At 43.6% G+C, this 20,011-nt stretch carries 20 protein-coding genes; 6 read left to right on the forward strand and 14 right to left on the reverse strand.

The window, feature by feature from the left end:
* Positions 1-40: 40 nt before the first annotated feature.
* The 3 genes from rpmB to FTV13_RS02780 all read left to right on the forward strand — a co-directional run bounded on the left by rpmB (position 41) and on the right by FTV13_RS02780 (position 2,330).
* Positions 41-277 carry a 50S ribosomal protein L28 gene (gene rpmB / locus FTV13_RS02770; RefSeq protein WP_000048256.1) on the forward strand — a complete coding sequence of 79 codons (237 nt, stop codon included), beginning with the start codon at positions 41-43 and terminating at the stop codon, positions 275-277.
* Between the two features lie 16 nt (positions 278-293).
* A complete protein-coding gene (gene rpmG / locus FTV13_RS02775) occupies positions 294-449 on the forward strand; it encodes a 50S ribosomal protein L33 (protein WP_001205031.1) in 156 nt (51 codons plus the stop codon).
* Positions 450-602: 153 nt separating this feature from the next.
* Entirely contained in the window at positions 603-2,330 is a 1,728-nt protein-coding gene (locus FTV13_RS02780) for a cation:proton antiporter (RefSeq protein WP_159123619.1), read from the forward strand.
* Positions 2,331-2,532: 202 nt separating this feature from the next.
* On the opposite strand, the gene FTV13_RS02785 is transcribed toward FTV13_RS02780, so the two are convergent.
* The 4 genes from FTV13_RS02785 to FTV13_RS02800 all read right to left on the reverse strand — a co-directional run bounded on the left by FTV13_RS02785 (position 2,533) and on the right by FTV13_RS02800 (position 5,952).
* Positions 2,533-2,811 carry a hypothetical protein gene (locus FTV13_RS02785; protein WP_004781893.1) on the reverse strand — a complete coding sequence of 93 codons (279 nt, stop codon included), beginning with the start codon at positions 2,809-2,811 and terminating at the stop codon, positions 2,533-2,535.
* 104 nt (positions 2,812-2,915) lie between these two features.
* A complete protein-coding gene (locus FTV13_RS02790) occupies positions 2,916-3,419 on the reverse strand; it encodes a DUF6586 family protein (RefSeq protein ID WP_159123620.1) in 504 nt (167 codons plus the stop codon).
* Between the two features lie 209 nt (positions 3,420-3,628).
* The gene (locus FTV13_RS02795) at positions 3,629-3,880 is read right to left on the reverse strand and encodes an RNA-binding protein (protein ID WP_180010915.1); all 252 of its coding nucleotides are present in this window, start codon (positions 3,878-3,880) and stop codon (positions 3,629-3,631) included.
* An 83-nt stretch (positions 3,881-3,963) separates the two neighbouring features.
* Positions 3,964-5,952 (reverse strand): ATP-dependent helicase, encoded by a 1,989-nt coding sequence (locus tag FTV13_RS02800; RefSeq protein ID WP_180010917.1) that lies wholly within the window; start codon positions 5,950-5,952, stop codon positions 3,964-3,966.
* 223 nt (positions 5,953-6,175) lie between these two features.
* Here FTV13_RS02800 and FTV13_RS02805 point away from each other — a divergent pair, with 223 nt between their 5' ends.
* The gene (locus FTV13_RS02805; RefSeq protein ID WP_180010918.1) at positions 6,176-7,312 is read left to right on the forward strand and encodes a S41 family peptidase; all 1,137 of its coding nucleotides are present in this window, start codon (positions 6,176-6,178) and stop codon (positions 7,310-7,312) included.
* A gap of 25 nt (positions 7,313-7,337) precedes the next feature.
* Here the strand turns inward: FTV13_RS02805 and FTV13_RS02810 are convergent, their stop codons facing one another.
* From FTV13_RS02810 to FTV13_RS02850, 9 genes are all read right to left on the reverse strand, one after another.
* Positions 7,338-8,480: a glycerate kinase gene (locus tag FTV13_RS02810; protein WP_179993118.1), complete on the reverse strand. Its 1,143-nt coding sequence runs from the start codon at positions 8,478-8,480 to the stop codon at positions 7,338-7,340.
* 73 nt (positions 8,481-8,553) lie between these two features.
* Entirely contained in the window at positions 8,554-9,126 is a 573-nt protein-coding gene (locus FTV13_RS02815; RefSeq protein ID WP_179993119.1) for an HdeD family acid-resistance protein, read from the reverse strand.
* Positions 9,127-9,257: 131 nt separating this feature from the next.
* Positions 9,258-10,016 carry a hypothetical protein gene (locus tag FTV13_RS02820; protein WP_180010920.1) on the reverse strand — a complete coding sequence of 253 codons (759 nt, stop codon included), beginning with the start codon at positions 10,014-10,016 and terminating at the stop codon, positions 9,258-9,260.
* A gap of 5 nt (positions 10,017-10,021) precedes the next feature.
* On the reverse strand, positions 10,022-10,828 hold the full coding sequence (locus FTV13_RS02825) for an NYN domain-containing protein (protein WP_180010922.1): 807 nt from the start codon (positions 10,826-10,828) through the stop codon (positions 10,022-10,024).
* A 92-nt stretch (positions 10,829-10,920) separates the two neighbouring features.
* A complete protein-coding gene (gene topA, locus FTV13_RS02830) occupies positions 10,921-13,563 on the reverse strand; it encodes a type I DNA topoisomerase (RefSeq protein ID WP_180010924.1) in 2,643 nt (880 codons plus the stop codon).
* Between the two features lie 31 nt (positions 13,564-13,594).
* Positions 13,595-14,044, reverse strand: a complete 450-nt coding sequence (locus tag FTV13_RS02835) for an ammonium transporter (RefSeq protein WP_179993121.1) — start codon at positions 14,042-14,044, stop codon at positions 13,595-13,597.
* A gap of 71 nt (positions 14,045-14,115) precedes the next feature.
* The gene (locus FTV13_RS02840; RefSeq protein WP_180010926.1) at positions 14,116-15,045 is read right to left on the reverse strand and encodes a PIN domain-containing protein; all 930 of its coding nucleotides are present in this window, start codon (positions 15,043-15,045) and stop codon (positions 14,116-14,118) included.
* Between the two features lie 19 nt (positions 15,046-15,064).
* Positions 15,065-16,066 carry a hypothetical protein gene (locus tag FTV13_RS02845; RefSeq protein ID WP_179993123.1) on the reverse strand — a complete coding sequence of 334 codons (1,002 nt, stop codon included), beginning with the start codon at positions 16,064-16,066 and terminating at the stop codon, positions 15,065-15,067.
* Positions 16,067-16,291: 225 nt separating this feature from the next.
* Entirely contained in the window at positions 16,292-16,537 is a 246-nt protein-coding gene (locus FTV13_RS02850) for a SlyX family protein (RefSeq protein ID WP_004781873.1), read from the reverse strand.
* A 39-nt stretch (positions 16,538-16,576) separates the two neighbouring features.
* Here FTV13_RS02850 and FTV13_RS02855 point away from each other — a divergent pair, with 39 nt between their 5' ends.
* Positions 16,577-18,484, forward strand: a complete 1,908-nt coding sequence (locus FTV13_RS02855) for an ATP-binding cassette domain-containing protein (RefSeq protein ID WP_180010928.1) — start codon at positions 16,577-16,579, stop codon at positions 18,482-18,484.
* Positions 18,485-18,607: 123 nt separating this feature from the next.
* A complete protein-coding gene (locus FTV13_RS02860) occupies positions 18,608-19,543 on the forward strand; it encodes a lauroyl acyltransferase (RefSeq protein ID WP_180010930.1) in 936 nt (311 codons plus the stop codon).
* Positions 19,544-19,583: 40 nt separating this feature from the next.
* On the opposite strand, the gene FTV13_RS02865 is transcribed toward FTV13_RS02860, so the two are convergent.
* On the reverse strand, positions 19,584-19,991 hold the full coding sequence (locus FTV13_RS02865) for a GNAT family N-acetyltransferase (RefSeq protein ID WP_180010932.1): 408 nt from the start codon (positions 19,989-19,991) through the stop codon (positions 19,584-19,586).
* Between the last annotated feature and the right edge of the window lie 20 nt (positions 19,992-20,011).

Raw genomic sequence — 20,011 nt, forward strand, 5'->3', positions numbered from 1 at the left:
CATACAGATTTGCTGTTGGCTAAATCAATGGAGTTACACCATGTCTAAGGTTTGCCAAGTTACCGGCAAGCGTCCAGTCGTTGGTAACAACGTCTCACACGCCAACAACAAAACTAAGCGCCGGTTCGAGCCGAACCTGCACCACCACCGTTTCTGGTTAGAAAGCGAAAAACGTTTTGTACGTCTTCGTTTAACCACTAAAGGTATGCGTATTATCGACAAATTGGGCATTGAAAAGGTTGTTGCTGACCTTCGTGCTCAAGGTCAAAAGATCTAAGTAAGGAGTCAGGACAATGCGTGATAAGATTCGCTTAGTTTCTTCAGCTGGTACAGGTTATTTCTATACCACTACTAAGAACAAACGTACTATGCCGGAAAAAATGGAAATCAAAAAATTTGATCCAAAAATCCGTCAACACGTAATCTTCAAAGAAGCTAAAATCAAATAATTTTAGTTTTTTGAAAAAAGCGACCTTCCCGGTCGTTTTTTTTTGCATTTTTTTTATGCGGCTTGATAAACTTTCTGTTTCTTCTGGCATTTTCTGTGCTTATTTCCCATAAAAAACTGAAATTTCATAAAATTTATTTTAAAGGAGTGTTTAGTGCCACATGACGTAGAGCTCATTATCCTGTTAGCTGTCGGTTTTGGCTTGGCCCTGGTTTTTGGCTATATCGCTGCACGTCTACGCCTTCCCCCACTGATTGGTTATCTGGTTGCCGGGATTCTGATTAGCCCGAACACCCCAGGCGTGGTTGGAGATGTGCATCTGGCGAACCAGCTGGCCGAACTTGGCGTCATGTTCCTGATGTTTGGTGTCGGGATGCACTTTTCTCTGAATGACCTGATGCAGGTCAGGCGTATTGCCTTGCCGGGTGCAGTCTTGCAGATTGCAGTCGCGACACTGCTCGGGGTCGGGGTCTCCATGCTCTGGGGCTGGAATTTTGGCTCTGCCCTGATCTTTGGCTTAAGCCTGTCCTGTGCCAGTACTGTTGTACTTCTCAAAGCCCTGGGTGATCGTGGCCTGCTCGAATCCATTAACGGGAAAATTGCAGTCGGCTGGCTTCTAGTTGAAGATCTGGTTATGGTGCTGGCACTGGTATTATTACCCGCAACTGCAGTACTGCTCGGTGGTCAGGCTCTGGAAGGCAGTAGTAGCGATCAGAATGTCTGGATCACCTTAGGCATTACCTTGCTCAAAGTAGCCGGCTTTATTGCTTTCATGCTGATTATTGGTAAACGTTTAGTGCCAATGATCATGCAGGTGGTGGCACGTTTAGGCTCACGTGAGCTATTTACCTTAACCGTCGTAGCTGCAGCCGTATCGATTGCCTTTGGGGCTTATAAGGTCTTTGGCGTATCCATGGCACTCGGTGCGTTCTTTGCCGGGATGGTAGTGAAAGAGTCTGACTTCAGCCACCGTGCCGAAGAAGAAACCTTACCGCTGCGTGAAATCTTCTCGATTCTGTTCTTTGTGTCCGTCGGTATGCTGTTTGATCCGCGTATCCTGATGGATCAGCCACTTCATGTGTTGGCGGTGCTCGGTATTATCATGATTGGTAAAACCATCGCAGCGATGGCACTGGTGCTGTTCTTCCGCTACCCAATCAATACGGCACTCACCGTCGGTGCATCTCTGGCACAAATCGGTGAATTCTCTTTTATTCTGGCCGCACTTGGTGTATCGCTAAATCTATTGTCACTCGATGGACAAAACCTGATTCTAGCGGGTGCCCTGATTTCGATTACCCTAAACTCGTTTATTTTCTCAGCAGTAGAACCGGTACAAAAATGGATCCGCGAACGTTCGTCTCTGGCGCGCTTATTGGAGCGTAGTGGTGATCCGCTTGCCATGCTACCGGATGAGGTCTCGCAGGACTATCTGCGTGATCAGGTGGTGATTGTGGGGCATGGTGAAGTCGGTCGTCGAATTACCTTATCTCTAATGGAGCAAGATATTAAGGTAGTCATTGCCGAAGAAAACCGTGAGATCGTAGAGAACTTGCGTAAAAAAGGCATTGCGGCAGTTTCTGGTGTCGCAACTGAACCCGGTGTGTTGATTCAGGCTCACATTCAGCATGCACGTCTATTGGTGATCTCACCGATGGATATTATTGATATCCATAAAATCGTGGATATTGCCAAGACCCTAAACCCTGCTATTCAGATCCTGCTATGTGCGGAAAGCAAGGAAGAAGCCGAAGTGATTCGCCGTGACAATATTGGCGAGGTGTACTATGCCAAAGAGGAAATGGCGAGAAATATGAGCAATCATATTTTGAACCAGATCGAGATTGCGCATAACCATCCACCTACGCATTATTCAGGCTGATTTCTTAAAGAAGTTGTCAAAATTGGTAACTTCTTTTTTTATTGATTTAGCTGAAATTTATCAGATCTTAAGTTAATAAAATTTAAAATTACTTCTCTAATCTAACCGACTTAATTTTTCTCTTATTCTCTATTTTTCTCATTTTATAAACACAAAAAAAGCACACTTCAAGTGTGCTTTCCTGCTCGCCAGGGTAGGCAATTTAACTCATATATTTGGGCTCTTCATCCACAACTTCAGCTTGCCATTCATTGACCTGCTGTTCCAGCAAACCATATAAAGCGGCCTGAATCATGTGTTGTGCAATCACAGGCGTTTGATCACCCAACAGGGCTTTGACCTCGTCATTAAACTGAATCATGACTAATGGCTGTTTTTTTGAGCCCGCATTTCGTAATGCCAACGCGCCACCTTCAAGTTGAACGAGTTCCAGAATCGCGTCTTGATTACCAAATAAATCTTTCAACTGTTCTATAGACATATATCCTCCATGTTCAACATGGTGGCAAAGAGCGATTGCACTTTGCATCATTAGAGTAATTGATATAGGGTTAATAATCGCAATTTCAAGTACAGCTGATCAGATTAAAATTCAACCATCTCATTACGAAAACCATCAATAAGCTGCGTCAGGTCACGATGCCATTCTCGTAATATAGCAGTATCAGGTAACCAGGCTTGTGGTGTCTGTGTGACTTTAATGATGAGATTTGAAGAAGTTTCGTCTTCGGGTTGTGGCGAACTTGGCTCTGGCGCATATTGGCAGAGACGGTAAGCACGTTTCAGTTCAGCAAGAAAACCATCTTTGGATAAATGCTGTAATACGGTCACTTCAGGTGATACCTGCCCCTTAGCCGCCATAAGCTCTTCAATCGATTTCAGCGTCGGGCTCAGGTCATTCAGACGATAATAGCGTACCAGTTCCTGCAAAAAGGCCAGCAGCGCCCCATGCAGATGGAATACGGCAGCTTCACGATGAGCTTGTGCCTGCTGCACATGATCAGTCTGTTCAGCCTGCTGACAGGCCATACGGGCGAAATAAAGTTTTTGATTGGTACGGTCCGCATGATAGCGAGCAACTCGTGTCATCGAGATTTCCTAAGCATTAAAACAAATTTTGGCTCTTATAAAGTAAAACGTCCGCTCGCATTACGCAATGCAAGATTGTCTACGCTGTCGATCTATTCTGCATGATCTTGATACTTCAGACTGCTGATATTAACCCTTCAGTAAAAATCTAGGCCTTTTTAAAGGCAAAAAAAAGAGCATCATACATGCTCTTTTTTATCAGCTGTTATTTAAGCCTGTGGCTTTTCTTCAGCTTGCTTCACACGAATCCCCTGACCATGCAGGCGCAGTGTATTTAAACCTTTAATCGCTTTAACAGCTTCACGGCCATGTGGCATTTCTACAAAGGCAAAACCTTTAGACTTGGCTGTTTCTGCATCCATGACCAGCGTACAAGACTCAACAGTACCATATTGCTGAAACAGGGTCAGCAATTCAGCTTCTGTTACAGTGCGCGCCAAGTTACGAACTAAAATTTTCATCGGATAACCTTAAGAAGATAGGCAAAAATAATCAAAAAGCACGTGCCTACTCTACTTTTTGCGTCAAACCCAGAAGGGATAGTTTAATCGAGATCAATCCCAAAATCTAAATTAATCGACTGGCGCTCAATTAAAGCACTTTTCACAGTCTGTTGACGGGTTTTGTAATGGGTTTCTGTGACACATAAATTGCGGGTCAAATCATTGAGAAAATAGCTTTCAATTTTACGCCCCTGCTCATCTACCGTTTCACGCGCCCAGTGATTCAGGTTTTGCTTGGTCAGAATCAGTTCATTCTGTGCACGAGTCAGCGCCACATACAATACACGCCGCTCTTCCTCGACATCATCAAAATCCCCTTGCGCCCGTGCATGCGGATATTGTCCCGGCGTAACATTAGCCACATAACAGACTTTCTGTTCCGTACCCTTGGCCGAGTGAATGGTAATGAGGGTCACCACATCCGTATCCGACTGGCGTTCAATTTCGGAAATAGAGACCGGATCAAGCACATACTCTTCCAGAAACTCACTCACTTGAGCATGCTTGGAAGCCAGCTGTTTTACCAATTCAAAATCTCCCTGACGGCGATTCCAGTCTTTTTTATAGTTCTCGGCCAGTTGTGCTTCAATGGCTTGGACTGCCAGACCAACACAGGCCTGTACTTCGGTTTTGAGTACCGCCATTTGCTTCATAATCAGAATGGTTTCCAGTGGAATCTTGCCAAATTTTTCTAGCTTGTCGGCAATGATATCCATCTCTGGCTCAGCTAAAAGCTGCTGAGACAGCTTACTCGCTCCGACATCACCCACACCATTCCACAACGTTAAAAAACGCATCCAGGCGATATCATCCAGAGGATTCGCCACCACACGCAACAGGCTGAGCAGATCTTTCACATGTGCAGTTTCTAACAGTTTCATCCCGCCGATGAATCGATACGGAACATTGGCCGCGATACAAGCTGCTTCAATATGTCGCGCTGCATAACTGGAACGTACCAGCACCATGTGATCGGACCATTTGCTGCCTTGCAAGTAATGCCGCTCTTTTATATCAATCGCGATCCATTTAGCTTCATCAAACTCATTCGGGAAAATATGCATCTTTGGCTTGATGCCTTCACCGCGATGCGCATCCAGCCGCTTGTCATATTTAATTTCGGACTGATCCAGCAGCCAGTTAGACAGATCAAGGATTTCCTGAGTTGAACGATAATTTTTTTCTAGTTTAAAAATCTGGGCATCCGGTACACGTTCTTTGAAATGATGAATATTTTCAAAATCGGCACCACGGAAACCATAAATTGACTGGGCATCATCTCCAACACAGAATAGGCTAATATGTTCTTTAAGAGGTTCGAGTAATGCCCATTGCAATGGATTAGTATCCTGCATTTCATCCACCAGCATATGCCGACAAATTGAGGACACATATTCCACTAGCCCTTCAGACTGTGCCAAAGCAGTCGCCACCACAGCGAGGATATCATCATAATCCAGAAAGCTACGCGCACACTTACGCGCTTCATATTCCTTCATAATGTCGGCAATCTGGTCTTTGAGTGCCAGATATTCTGGCATCTGCTTTTCCAAAGCCAGACTCAGTTTCTGCCGGGTGTTCCGAGCAAAGGAATACAAATCACATAATTCCTGAGGCTTAGGCAAATGATTGGGGTTCTTCTTGTCATCACGACCGCGAATCAGGCGGAACATCATCAGCTGATCATCACGATCAATAATCGAAAACTGTTCCAGACCAAAAGCTTTCGGAATACGGCGCAGCAGATACATACAGAAGGTATGAAACGTTGATGCACGTAAGCCTTTGGCCTGTTCACCGAGTGCCAGTTCCACCCGTGCCACGATTTCACTCGCCGCACGACGTGTAAAGGTCAGAATCTGAATTTGATTCGCTGGTACGCCTTGATCAATCAGATAAGCTGCACGTGCCACGATAGTTTTGGTCTTGCCACAGCCTGCCCCAGCCAAAACCAAACTGTGCTTTGCTTCTGTTGTCGCAGCTTGCTTTTGTTGCGGATTTAATTCATCTATCAGGGAGGCTAAACTCATAGTGTCTCAATGTACTAGGGAGAAAGATAGTTTAACAGAGCAGGCTAGATTCTGGGTGTTCTGCTGTTATTTTCCTTTTGATTTATTGTAGAACTCTTTTTTTGTTTCATGCATTTAAATACAACTAAGTTGATGTTTTACATTTGATTTTATAAGTTAAATATTGGTATAAAAATTGCTCAATAAATCTCGTATTTTTTAATAAAAACAAGGATGCTGCAACTTGCATACAACCTATAAAACACTCAGCGCTTTGATCATGAGCTTTGGCATGTATTCAAATTTACATGCAGAAACAGTTTCTATAGAAATGACACCCGAAGTCTGCTTAAAAGACCTTGAATATACCGCCCACCTCATCCTTGAAAATGATGCAGGGATTATTGCCAAAAGATGGACCACCTACCCTGAACAGATTCAACAGATTTTCAATCAACAAAAAGAAAAACTTCAGGGTGTAAAAACCGTTGTGGAGTGTCAAAAAATTATTCGACCTTTCATGAAATCCATTCGAAATGGTCATTTAGGTATTAGTATTCATCCAGATGCACAAGCAGCACAACAGCAATCTTCAGACACGCAAGTACCAATTGAAGTGATAACAGAAAATAAAGCTGAGAGAGTTACCACAAAAAAACTATCTGATTCCACCACCTTACTAACCATTTTATCTTTTGACTATGCTCTGTATGAAAAAATTCAGCAGGTGGTATCCAGTAATCAAGATAATCTTTTAAAAGCACCGTATTTGATTATTGACTTGCGTAACAATGATGGCGGCAGTGACCAAATAGCTGAAGTATTATATAAGATTTTAGGGGAAGCGAAGTACTGGAATACCTCTCCACAAATTTATGCCTCCTCTACCAATATTGACGGATGGGAAGCATACAAAAGCTTTTTAACAGATGAAGATTCACTGACTCATCTCAATAAAACAATTAAAAAAATGCGTGAACAGCAAAATCAATGGGTCAGTATGAGTTCATACAAAGAATCGCAAGAGGTGGTTACAAGCAAAGATATTTTAGCAACACCGCAAAAGGTGGTAATCTTGATCGATAAAAATTGCGGTAGCTCATGCGAACAATTTGTATTAACTGCGCAGCAAAATCCTCGTGTGGTCACGATGGGGCGGCCAACCTATGGCGCTCTTGATGCCTCAAATGTGATGGAAAAGACCTCGCCTTCCAAGCAACTTCAAATTTACTATGCATCAACCTATATTCACCGCCCTGCAGGTAAAGAAATTGACGGCGTTGGCATCCCGCCAGCCATCAAACTACCAAAACCACAAAACCAAGCTGAATATAGTGCCGAAATTCAACTTGCACAGCGTTATTTAGAACAAGGTCTATAATGACTATGATGTCTAGCTTTTAAACCTATTGTACTAAATCCAAATCAGCACAAACTTTCGAAACTGCTAATTGCAGATTTACTTCTGCATTTTTTAAGGCTTCTTCTAAAGGACAATCTGGTGGATTAATACCAATAATCTGGCTAAATCCTGATTCAAACAGATCCTCAATTCCTTCACCGACTAGACCCGCAAAAGCAATCACAGGTTTATTCAATTGTTTGGCCACTTGTGCCACCCCAAATGGTGTTTTACCGAATTTGGTTTGAAAATCAATTTTACCTTCACCAGTCAGGACATAATCTGCCTGAGCTATTTTCTCGCTCAATTGAACCTGTTCAATCATCAGTTCCACCCCGGAACGAATAGAGGCAGCGGTGAATGCCATTAAACCAAAACCCAGTCCACCGGCTGCACCCGCACCTGCAACATGACGATGATCATGGCCAATCTGCCTAGCGGCTACATCGGCAAAATGACCAAGGTTTTGATCCAGCTGCTTGACCATTTCCGGCATTGCCCCTTTCTGTGGGCCAAAGATTATCGATGCACCATGTGGTCCACACAGCGGATTATTGACATCTGATGCAATGATTATTTCAGTATCTGCTAAACGTGGATCCAGTCCAGATAAATCCATTGATTTGACCAGATCTAAGTTTCCACCACAGACCTGAATTGGCTCACCTACATGATTTAAAAACCGCACGCCCAGTGCCTGAGCCATCCCTGCACCAGCATCATTGGTAATACTGCCACCCAGCCCAATGATGATTTTTTTCACTCCCAGATCCAATGCCTGTTTAATCATCTCTCCTGTGCCATAGGTTGACGTGAACATCGGATTACGCTGTGAAGGTGGTAATAAATGAATGCCATTGGCCTTGGCCATTTCAATCACGGCGGTTTGACCTGCGTCCATTAAACCCCAATAGGTATGAATACGTTGCTCAAACAGTGGCCCGGTCACTTCACATGGAATTTGCTGTCCCCTTAGGCTTGAAATTAGCGCATCGACAGTTCCTTCACCACCATCAGCCATCGGTACCTGTATGATACAGGCATCCGGAATGACTTTCTGGATACCCCGCTGCATTGCTCCACATGCCTGTTGAGCACTCATACTTTCTTTAAAGGCATCTGGTGCAAGAACAAAGATTTTTGACATATAGCGACGATCACTCTTTTTGGTATCTCTACAGTATCAAAAAGAGTGTATATAATGCTCTTAAAACAAAGGATTAAACCTTAGATGAACTTTTCGGAACCTCACGGCGAATATAGGAAGCAAGCATCAGGTAGTTAATACCCTGAAATAAAATATCAACGGCTAGAAACAAGCCCAACACCCAGAACGGAGCATCTGGTGTCCGCAAGATCATGATTCCGGCCAGGAGAGTCAGTATGCCGGAAAACAGGATCCAGCCCCATCCCGCCATTGGCCGGAATACAAAGGCATTTATTAAGCGGATGACTCCTGCAATAATCAGGATAATGGCCAGAACATTGGTTAGAACGATCGCGGTTTGCACGGGTGTGGTAAAAGCAAAATATCCGGCGACTAAATACAGCAGGCCAAATAAGGCCCAGAACCAGCGCATACCGCCCTCAAAAATCTTGAAGGATGCGATAATATGTAAGACCCCACCGACCATCATCAGCACGCCAAATATAAATACTGCAGATAAGGTTGCCACAGGTAAGGTCGCCAATAAGATCAAACCAAAAATAACCAGCAAAATACCAAAGAGCAGATACCATTTCCGGTTTCGATGTAAGGAATCGAATACAAGGTCATTACCTACTGTTTTCATTTTTATTCTTCTTGATGCTGTTCGTTTAATTTATCTTAAGCGATTTAATTGACCATACTGTATAAAAAATGCAACTTTCATGTCATGACTTCAAGCTGGCAACAGCTATGGGGTCAGTGACAAGGAGGTTGTTATTCTTTCCACCCAAGTTCAATGGCTGTGATCGCATTAATTAATGTCTGCTCTAAAGCATCTGGCATTTTGCTGGTCGTTTGAGAAGTGGGAATATGACCTGCCATCAGCTCTGCTTTGGCTTGCGGAAACAAAGGTTGCTGATCTGGAAATGCATAACCCACCGGATAAAGCGGCTGTCCTGTCGCTAAATCATATTTGTCCGAGGCCCCAAAAGCATGCAGCAACTCATGTACCAAGACAATTTTATTCTGTTCAGCCTGTTTTTTGGAGGCAAATAAATTGACTGATCCAATCCGGCCTTTTTGCAAGGCAGTTGAATGCCTTAATTGCTTGGTTTGTGCAGGATCATAATAATTTAAATATAAAGTCACACTAGGTGAACCATCAGTACTTTGATGCTGTTTCCAGGCATAAAAACGGAATTTCAAACTCCATAAAACGGTATCGATGAGTGAGGCCTGCTCAGGGACTTTCGGCGGTAAAGCGTTAAGTTCACGACCTAAATTAAAATAAAAATAAGTTGGCTGACCACGATATTGCTGTGCTGCTTTTTCCAGATATTCCCTGGCTCCATTCAGATCCTGACCCGACAGTTGCTGGATATATTGCTGTGTGGTCGGCAATCCATCAGCATTAATCGGATGTAGCAATACCATAACCGGTTTGGACCAGTTCTGATTTTGGTCCCGATAGGCATTGACTGCAACAATCAACAAGATGATTAATAAAATCAGAATCCGAATCTTTTTCCACATGTCATTTACACGCTCTGTTTTTTTATTTTTCTTAAATACATCTGGCTCATTTCAATCTTGGTTTCAAAAAGATTTAGAGTTTTAATTAAACCTGACAATTTGGCTCTACCATAGTTACGAGAATCAAAATCAGGTTTTACTGCACTGATATACTGTCCCACCATACTTAAATTCGCCCAACCATTTTCATCCGCATTATCTTTTACAGCTTTATAAATCAGATTCAGCGTAGCTCGATCCATCCCTTCAGGAAGATTTGAATTTTCCTTAGTTGGAGTCACCATCTTATGGTCTAAAGATTTGTCAGAGCTTACTCCTTTCTTCGGGGAAGTATTAGCGAGTTCATCCTCTTCCTGCTGCTTGATATCAATGTCTGCAATTAAGTTTTCCACATAAATAAACTTATCACATGCTTTTTTAAAGGCTTCTGGAGTCGTTTTCTTTCCAAAACCATATACACTCAAGCCATTTTCACGGATTCTTGATGCTAAAGGAGTGAAATCACTATCACTGGAGACGATACAGAAACCATCCAAAGCACCTGCATATAACAAGTCCATGGCATCAATAATCAGGATCATATCCGTGGCATCTTTACCCTTGGTATAGGCGAATTGTTGTACCGGAGTAATAGCAAGTGGAAGTAGCACATCTCGCCATTTCTTTAAAGTTTCGCTACTCCAGTCCCCATACACACGTTTGACACTGGCAATGCCATATTTCGCGACTTCTTCTAAGACTGATGAAATGGCATTGATGGAAGAATTATCGGCATCAATTAATACAGCAAACTTTTTGGTCTGAATATCCACATTTACCCCAAAATATTATTTTTAATTTTTTCTATAAATGATTCTGACATAAAAAATGCCGACTTTCGTCAGCATTTTTTCAATCTTGAAGTTTAGGCCTCAACCCATTTGCCATCCTGATAGACCAGCGACCATTTGGTTTGCTTGCCTTCAGGGGTTTCCGAACCAATATATTGAGACTGGTTCTTACGGCTGAATTTCACCAAGGTTGGATTTCCTTCAGGATCCACATCTGGTGCCTGCAAAATAAACTGATATTTTGGATCTAGCTGATCCGCTACAGTACGCAGTTCTGCAACCTTCGGTGCGCGAGTTTCACGGACTTTCGGGAACTTGCTCGCGGCCAGGAACAGACCGGCGGCACCATCACGCAGAACAAAGAAATCATCATGCTTGGTTGAACGTAAGTGTTCCATCTTGATCGGATCAACACGCGGAGGCGCAGGTTGACCATTCTTCAAGACTTTACGGGTATTCTCACAGCTGGTACAGGCAAAATATGGACCAAAACGGCCAGTTTTCAGCTGCATTTCACCATCACATTTATCACATAGAATGGTTGGGCCATCATAACCCTTAATCTTGAATTCGCCTTCTTCCAGCTCATAACCTGTACAGTCCGGGTTATTACCACAGATATGCAGTTTACGGCCGCCATCAATCACATAGCTGTCCATTGCAGTGCCACAGACTGGACAACGTTTTTTCGACATCAGGTCAGCAGTTTCTGCTGCATCATCATCAGACAGTGCAGCCAGAGATTCAACCGGAGTCAGGTTCAATGTACCTTTACAACGTTCTTTCGGTGGCAAGTTATAACCCGAACAGCCCAGGAATACGCCTGTTGTACCGGTACGGATCTGCATCGGACGGTCACATTCTTTACAATGGACTGCTTCAACTTCGACAGGCTGATTGCGGCGCATGCCGTTTTCACCCTGAGCATTGGTCAGACGTTTTTTGAAGTCACCATAGAAGCTGTCTAACAGATCTTTCCAGTTACGCTCACCATCTGCCACTTTATCCAGCTGACCTTCAAGGTCTGCAGTAAAGTCATAGTTCATCAGGTTATTGAAGCTTTCATCCAGACGATCGGTGACGATCTCACCCATCTTCTCGGCAAAGAGACGACGGTTCTCCAGTTTTACGTAACCACGATCCTGAATGGTCGAGATAATGGCAGCATAAGTCGAAGGACGACCAATACCTTTTTTCTCAAGCTCTTTTACCAATGATGCTTCAGTAAAACGTGCCGGTGGTTTGGTAAAATGTTGAGATGGATCTAGTTTTTCCAGCTTCAGCACTTCACCAACTTTCACAGCAGGCAACAGTACATCATCATCAGATTTGTTCTGGCCACGAACTTTGGTGAAACCATCAAATACTAAGGTACGACCTTTGGCTTTCAGTTCAACACCATTCGCATCCACTAAAATAGTCGATGATAAATATTCTGCTGGTGTCATCTGACAAGCTACAAATTGACGCCAGATCAGGTCATACAGACGCTGTGCATCACGTTCCACTCCAGCCAGACTATCGCCTTTCAATGCCACATTGGATGGGCGAATGGCCTCATGGGCTTCCTGCGCACCAGCTTTATTACCATAACGGTTCGGCTTGGCTGGCAGATATTTCTCGCCATATTCAGACTCGATATGACCACGCACCATATTGACTGCATCATCACTCAGGAAGGTGGAGTCAGTACGCATATAGGTAATGAAACCAGCTTCATACAGGCGCTGTGCCAGCATCATGGTTTTCTTTACCGAGAAACCTAGACGGGTACTTGCGGCCTGTTGCAAGGTAGACGTGATATACGGCGCACTTGGATTCACCTTGGTCGGCTTATCTTCACGGCTAATAACTTTATATTCAGCGTCTTTAATCAGATTCAGTAAAGCATCTGTTTCAGCTTTATTATGCAGCTTTAAAGTCTTGCCATTTTGCTTGACCGCTTCCAGACGAATATCATCTTTCTTGGATTTGGTATCTGCAAAAACCTGCCAGTATTCTTCAGGAATGAACTTACGAATTTCACGTTCGCGTTCCACGACCAGCTTTACAGCGACAGACTGTACACGCCCCGCAGACAGACCACGGGCAATTTTTTCCCATAGCAGTGGCGAAATCATGAAGCCGACGACACGATCCAGGAAACGGCGTGCCTGCTGGGCATTGACCTTATTGGTATCTAGACGTGAGGGCTGTTTAAACGCTTCCTGAATGGCATTTTTGGTAATTTCGTTAAAGACCACACGTTGATAGCGTGAATCATCGCCGCCGATCACTTCTTTTAAATGCCAGGCAATCGCTTCCCCTTCACGGTCCAAATCCGTTGCGAGATAGACTTCATCGACTTGCGATGCCAGTTTTTTCAGTTCAGCGACTACGCCTTCCTTGCCCGGAAGGACTTCATATTTGGCTTTCCAGTCATGTTCTGGATCGACACCCATCCGGTTAATCAACGCCTGCTGTGATTTTTCCGCTTTTTCTGCTTCAGTCAGCTTGGTTCGGGTCACCGGTTTTTTCTCTGCAGTTTTCGCAGAGCCGCCCGTTGGCAAGTCACGCACATGACCCACCGAGGATTTCACGATGTAGTTTGAACCGAGATACTTGTTGATTGTTTTCGCTTTTGCAGGCGACTCCACAATCACCAAGGCACGTTTACTTCCAGCGTCGGAAGACTTCGCCGTGCTGCTTTTTGATGTGGACCGAGGAGCGTTCGCCATATTAACCGTTTAATCCTGTTTATTTCTAAAATTAAAGTTCAGCCAAAGAATGTAATAGTGCCTTGATGTCATCAAGTTGTGTGGCTCTAAGATCAGATTCTTCATCCCAATAGAGTCCTACACAGTTTGCCTGCATATCAATAGCATAAATGCCCTTTAATGCAATGGGAAAATCTTTAAATTTGTCATCCCCATACACCAGTTCAAGTTTGTTATCAACCACGCGGGCACGCATCAGCGGTAAACGGGCATCTGGAAGCAGCACACTATAATAGGCCACCATACTGGCACGACTTTCAGTCGCCTTGGGAATGTTGGTCCAGTCCGGTGCAACCACCAGACGTGGATGTAAGCCCATCTTGCGGGCTTTATCACGCATAAGTCCTAATGCCTTTTCTCTAGGACTCACACGCAGACCAAAAATAGACCCCAGTACGAAAACGATGATGACAACTGCCACCCAGATTCCGGTATTTTCCATAGTTCAACCTTTATGTTCTTATATTAGATTTGCATAAGCCCGCTATAAAAGGCAAGCACCGCTGGATAAATTTAATTTCCCAGCAGCTGCGGACTATAAATAATTTCCCGTTTATTTAACTGTATTAGCTGATGTTTGATGAGTAAATCGAGTGATTCTCGTACCTCTTCCTTAGGCACGCATCGCTCTAGTAACGCCTCGAAACTGGCAATAAATTTAGGCCGACGTTCTGCAAAAACATTGAGATAAGGCATCAGGCGCAGACGTAAATGACTTAATTTTCTTTCAGTCACTTCATCTTGAGTTTCGACGGTTTCGACGGTTTCGACGGTTTCGACGGTTTCGACGGTTTCGACGGTAGCTAAATGCTGTTTATAAAATTTTTCAATTGCTGCAGTCTGATATTGAAGCTTACCAGACTGATTTTTAATAATTTTTATTCTAATTAATTCATCTACTAAAAGCTGAGCATATTTTTCTTCCACTTTTAAATTGGCTTTAAGCGAGTTGATTAAAGTTTCTACTTTTGCAGGCTTAGAAAAGTTACTTCTCACTAAATTGGAGCAGTATTGAAAAATCAGTTTTTGAATGTCTATTTCTGCTTTTATTTGCTGAGCAATATTTGGATTGACTAATGGTTTAGCTGAAATAACTTTAGCCTGAAATTTCGCAATTTTAAGTAAGTCCGCCACATATTCCATAGAAAAGTCATTCGACATAATCTCGAAGCAAACTTCAGAGCTTTTATATTGGGTAGAAAGCTGTCCAGCAATAAAACATAGGCCAAAATCAGCAGCGTCTTTACCTATTTTAGGCATCTTCAGGACTTTTAGTTTTCCTGCACTGATTGCAGGTGCAAGCCTGACGACACCATCCAGACTAAACCCCATGGGCGTTTTGGCATAGACCAGATAAACATATTGATATTGGGCAAGATATTGAAGGAGCTCTGTTTCAGTTTTAGGTAAGTTTTCAATATCCAATAAAAGTATTTTTTTCATATGCCCTCATGAGATTATTCTAATTTAGAAACATCTCATGACTATATAACACTTCGTGACCATTCCAATAAATATATCCTTTTTCAATCAACTCTTTAAGTAAAAGACGGACATCGGATTTTGGAAATAACTGCTCGAGCAAATCACGTAATTCATAAATATCTTTAGGCTTATTTCCCTGTAATTCGCGCAGCTTGCGTGCAACTTCGAGCTGTACCGGATCAATTTTATTAAAGTTTTTGAACAGGCCTTGCTGGGCAGACTGGATTAGAGATTGAGCAGGTTCAACAACAGGCTCTTCAGGATTAAGCTTCGAGACCACCTGATTCAAAGCTGGTTTTTCAATGGGTACATGTTCATTGAGATCCAGCTGCACCCACTGTTTCAGCACTTTTTTACGGAAACTGATTTGCTCGTCATAACGTTTGACTATTTTCAGATTAATCAGCATGCCAACTACATGCTGGGCTTTGCCTGGTAAAACTTGCAGAATATTGGTGACAGAATTTTTTAAGGTTTCGAGCGTGGTCGGTTTACCACTCATCTTGCCGAGCGCATCACAATATTTTTTCACCAGCTGCAAAGCCGGTTTAGCTTTAATGGCTTCAATACTTGGCAACTGGATTTTGGGTTTATCTTGAGTCTCTGTTGATGCATCCTCTGGCAACACCTGAATCAGGCTGCAATCAATATCTGAAGCCTGTAGCATCTGCATTAGCATTTCACTGCTATCCATCGCAGAGATCAGCTCGACCTGAGTATCTGCTTCCAGCAAAGCCATCAACTGGCCCACAATCACGGCATATTCATATTCCTTATGCTCTGCTTCCGGGACATCCAGAATGATAATTTGTCCACTGCTGATCCAGCTCGCCAACTCAGTCAGTTCTTCTAGAGCAAACTCGAATTTTCCGGCACAGTTAAACAAATACAAGGTCGGATAATGTTCAACAATGTCACGTAACAGTTTGGCTGTAGGAAAGTTATTTTCGAGATCAAGAAGGACAACTTTTTGGCGCATAAGGCAAGATTAAAAACTGAGCTAGAAAAATACTATTAGAGTAGGAAGTGTGTGAAAGGTCAAATAGTTTCCTCCTTCCATGACGATATTTAGATTTTAAAGATCATCTTGGACGAAGTAAAAGTGGCGACTTGGTTTAGGTTTATCGAGCTTCACCTACTTAAAAGAAAACCCTCACGACTGGAGGGCTTTCTTTTTGTTTTCTTTTTAAAAATTATTTGTAAATTAATAATGCGGTGGACGGTTGGTGACCGGATCAAAAGCATCAATCCCTTCGGACAAATCTGCAGACTCAACACGTTGATATAACAACTGCATTTGTTTTTTTAAATCGGCAATTTCCAGATTCTGGCGAGTGACCTGCTGATTCAGCTGTTCAACTAAATCATCTAAAAATGCAATTCGCACTTGCAAATCTTCAATGGGTGCGGAAAATGACGCCTGATCATTTAGATTTTGTTGTTTAGTCATTTTAAGTCCTCATTTGGGATTTCAGGAAACATTAACATTATGGCCTATATTACTTTAAGGGATGTCCAACTGGCATTTGGCGGACCTGCCTTGCTCGACGGCGCCAACTTTAATTTGGAACGCGGTGAACGAGTATGTTTGATTGGCCGTAATGGTGAGGGTAAGTCTACCTTACTTAAACTGATTGAAGGAAGTTTACTCCCGGATAGTGGTGAAGTTTCGTTACAAAATGGCATCACCATTTCCATGCTGGCCCAAGACGTGCCAATGGATTCCGGCAAGGTTGCAGATATTGTTGCCGACGGCGCTGGTGAAGCTTCAGAAGTGTTGCGTGCTTACCATGAAGCCAGTGAAGCTTGCGTGCTCGGTGATATGGAAGCCTGTGACCGCATGGGACATTTGCAGCATCAGATGGATCAGCTGGATGGCTGGGCTTTAGAAACTAAGGTTAATTCAATCCTAAGTAAAATGGGACTGGATCCTGAAGCGGATCTGGCCGATTTATCTGGCGGTCGTAAACGCCGTGTCCTGTTGGCACGTGCCCTGCTCACCCAACCTGATGTGCTGTTACTCGACGAACCGACCAACCATCTGGATGTCGAAAGTATCGAGTGGCTGGAAAAATTCCTGCTCGAGCAGAACAACCTGACCTTACTGTTTATTTCGCATGACCGTGCCTTTGTGGACAGTATTGCGACCCGTATTGTCGAGCTGGACCGTGGTATTTTGCGTAGCTATGAAGGCAACTATTCACGTTACCTCGACCTGAAAGCTCAGCAGCTGGAAGCAGAAGAAAAACAGAATGCCCTGTTCGAGAAAAAACTGGCTGAAGAAGAAGCCTGGATTCGTCAAGGTATTAAAGCGCGCCGTACCCGTAACGAAGGTCGTGTCCGTGCTCTGAAAGAATTGCGTGAAGAGTCTAAAGCACGCCGCTTCCAGCAAGGCAAAGTCAACATGTCGACTCAGGAAGCACAGCGTTCAGGTAAAGTGGTGTTCGAGATTGAACATCTGAGCGTGAAGTTTAGTGACAATGCACCGATCATCAATGACTTCTCGGCGCTGGTAATGCGTGGTGACCGTATTGGTCTGGTGGGTGATAATGGTGTCGGTAAAACTACACTAATCAAAGCCATTCTGGGAGAAATCGAGCATGGCGGTACAGTCAAAACCGGTACCCAGTTGGAAATTGCGTATTTTGACCAGCTACGTAATGTGCTGGATCTGGAAAAATCAGTTAAAGATAACGTTTCGGAAGGTTCAGATCATGTCGATGTGAATGGCCAACGTCGTCATATCTATAGCTATTTACAAGACTTCCTGTTCTCCCCAGAACGTGCCCGTACGCCAGTTAAAGCCCTTTCAGGTGGTGAACGCAACCGTATTCTGCTCGCCAAACTATTACTGAAACCATCCAACCTGATCGTGATGGACGAACCGACCAACGATCTGGATATGGTGACGCTAGAACTGCTGGAAGAAATGCTGGCGGAATACAAAGGCACCCTGCTACTGATCTCGCATGACCGTGCTTTTATGGACAATGTCGTCACATCAACCTGGGTCTTTGATGGCAAAGGCAATATTGATGAATATGTCGGTGGCTATCAGGATTATCTGGAACAACGTCCAGATCAAACTGTGGTTGACCAGAAAATGGCAGTCAAAAAAGCTCAGGCCAAAGCCGAAGCAGCGGTTACACCTGCAGCATCGGCTCCGAAGAAAAAACTCAGCTATAAAGATCAGCGTGAACTGGAAATGTTACCGGCTGAAATTGAAGCACTGGAAAAAGAACAAGCTGAACTTTCCGATAAACTGGCGGATGGCTCGTGGTTTGTCACAGATGCAGCAGCAGCGACCAAGGCTTCTGAACGTTTAGGCGAAATTGATGAGATTTTGCTAGAAAAAATGGAACGTTGGGACGAACTGGAAAATATGACCAAAGGCTAATCTTTAAATCGCCTAGTCACTAAGCATCTGTATTCGTACAGGTGCTTTTTTATTTTACAGTTTTTTATTTCAAAAAGCTCTTCTGCTACACTGCTGACATCTTTGATTTTAAATATTGAATTTATGAGTCGAACGCCAGAATACCAACCCGGTGAATTTCAATGGTCATTCCTGTTACCGCAATACTGGGGTATCTGGGTGGGTATTGTATTTCTGATGATTCTGGCCATCTTACCTTGGGCGATTCAGCATCGTCTGGCAGATCTACTCGGCCAGATGGCATTTAAATATTTGAAATCTCGCCGTGAAACCACGCTTCGCAATCTGGAAGTCTGTTTCCCGGAATGGTCAGCTCAAGAAGTTCAGGACAATGCCCGTATGGTCTTTATTGACCAGATGCTCGGTGTATTTGAAACCTTGAATGCCTGGTACTGTCCAAAATGGTTTAAAGGCCGGGTACAAATTGAAGGGTTGGAACATATCCAGCAGGCTCAGGCAGAAGGTAAAGGGGCTTTATTGCTCGGTACCCACTCGACTTTGCTGGATGCTGGTGGTTATTTATGTGCACAGTATTTTGAGCCGGATGTGGTGTATCGACCACAAAATAATCCCTTGCTCGATATGCTGATTTACCGCTGCCGTGCCACCATTTATGCCAACCAGATTGACCATGATGATATGCGCGGTCTGGTGCGTAACCTGAAAAATGGCCATGCTATCTGGTACAGTCCGGATCAGGATTTTGGTTTAAAACAAGGCGTAATGGCGCCCTTTTTTGGGGTACCTGCGGCCACAGTAACTGCACATCGTCGCTTATTGAAAATGACCAAAGCCGCTGCAATTCCACTCTATTTTTATCGAACTGGTGATATTAAAGATCCATGCTACTGTGTGTTGATCGAGCCTGCGGTAGAGAACCTGCCAAGTGCGGATGAAGTCGATGATGCAACCCGGGTAAATCTGATTATTGAACGCCAGTTGCGCATTGCACCGACGCAATATATGTGGTTCCACCGTCGCTTTAAGACCCGTCCTGAAGGCTATGATAAAATCTATTAAAAACTAGAAAAAATATGGACGGTATTATTGGCAAGACAACTCAATGATCGGTTCCCTGATAAATCCACATTGCTTGTGTATGCCCTGCACGCTCAAAACCTAGAGCTTTATAAAATTCAGTGGCATGCTGATCAGCTACCAGAATTTTCTGATGAAATCCTGAATAACGTTGCAGCATTTCTTGCATGATCAGACGACCAATGCCCTGTCGCTGCACCTCTGGGTGAACCAATAAATGCGGGAAATACACCACCAGATAACCGTCTGAAATCGCATTTCCCAAGCCGAACAGCCGACCGTTGATACGTGCCGTCACCAGACTATGAGAATGCTGCAAAGCCTGTAAAAGTAATTGAGGTTTTTCTGCAGCTGACCATTGATTGACAAGATAGAGCTGTAGCACTTCGGATTCATTGACTGAATCATGATCAGAAATCATAACTTCCATTCAGGTAATATCCATTTTTT

The sequence above is a fragment of the Acinetobacter sp. YH12235 genome, from assembly GCF_013417705.1.
GTDB lineage: Bacteria > Pseudomonadota > Gammaproteobacteria > Pseudomonadales > Moraxellaceae > Acinetobacter.

Coding starts and splice junctions, on each gene's coding strand:
- FTV13_RS02835 (WP_179993121.1), bottom strand. CDS start 14,044: ATGGAAAATACCGGAATCTGGGTGGCAGTTGTCATCATCGTTTTCGTA.
- FTV13_RS02785 (WP_004781893.1), bottom strand. CDS start 2,811: ATGTCTATAGAACAGTTGAAAGATTTATTTGGTAATCAAGACGCGATT.
- rpmG (WP_001205031.1), top strand. CDS start 294: ATGCGTGATAAGATTCGCTTAGTTTCTTCAGCTGGTACAGGTTATTTC.
- FTV13_RS02810 (WP_179993118.1), bottom strand. CDS start 8,480: ATGTCAAAAATCTTTGTTCTTGCACCAGATGCCTTTAAAGAAAGTATG.
- FTV13_RS02840 (WP_180010926.1), bottom strand. CDS start 15,045: ATGAAAAAAATACTTTTATTGGATATTGAAAACTTACCTAAAACTGAA.
- rpmB (WP_000048256.1), top strand. CDS start 41: ATGTCTAAGGTTTGCCAAGTTACCGGCAAGCGTCCAGTCGTTGGTAAC.
- FTV13_RS02795 (WP_180010915.1), bottom strand. CDS start 3,880: ATGAAAATTTTAGTTCGTAACTTGGCGCGCACTGTAACAGAAGCTGAA.
- FTV13_RS02800 (WP_180010917.1), bottom strand. CDS start 5,952: ATGAGTTTAGCCTCCCTGATAGATGAATTAAATCCGCAACAAAAGCAA.
- FTV13_RS02815 (WP_179993119.1), bottom strand. CDS start 9,126: ATGAAAACAGTAGGTAATGACCTTGTATTCGATTCCTTACATCGAAAC.
- FTV13_RS02855 (WP_180010928.1), top strand. CDS start 16,577: ATGGCCTATATTACTTTAAGGGATGTCCAACTGGCATTTGGCGGACCT.
- FTV13_RS02845 (WP_179993123.1), bottom strand. CDS start 16,066: ATGCGCCAAAAAGTTGTCCTTCTTGATCTCGAAAATAACTTTCCTACA.
- FTV13_RS02860 (WP_180010930.1), top strand. CDS start 18,608: ATGAGTCGAACGCCAGAATACCAACCCGGTGAATTTCAATGGTCATTC.
- FTV13_RS02865 (WP_180010932.1), bottom strand. CDS start 19,991: ATGGAAGTTATGATTTCTGATCATGATTCAGTCAATGAATCCGAAGTG.
- FTV13_RS02820 (WP_180010920.1), bottom strand. CDS start 10,016: ATGTGGAAAAAGATTCGGATTCTGATTTTATTAATCATCTTGTTGATT.
- topA (WP_180010924.1), bottom strand. CDS start 13,563: ATGGCGAACGCTCCTCGGTCCACATCAAAAAGCAGCACGGCGAAGTCT.
- FTV13_RS02850 (WP_004781873.1), bottom strand. CDS start 16,537: ATGACTAAACAACAAAATCTAAATGATCAGGCGTCATTTTCCGCACCC.
- FTV13_RS02790 (WP_159123620.1), bottom strand. CDS start 3,419: ATGACACGAGTTGCTCGCTATCATGCGGACCGTACCAATCAAAAACTT.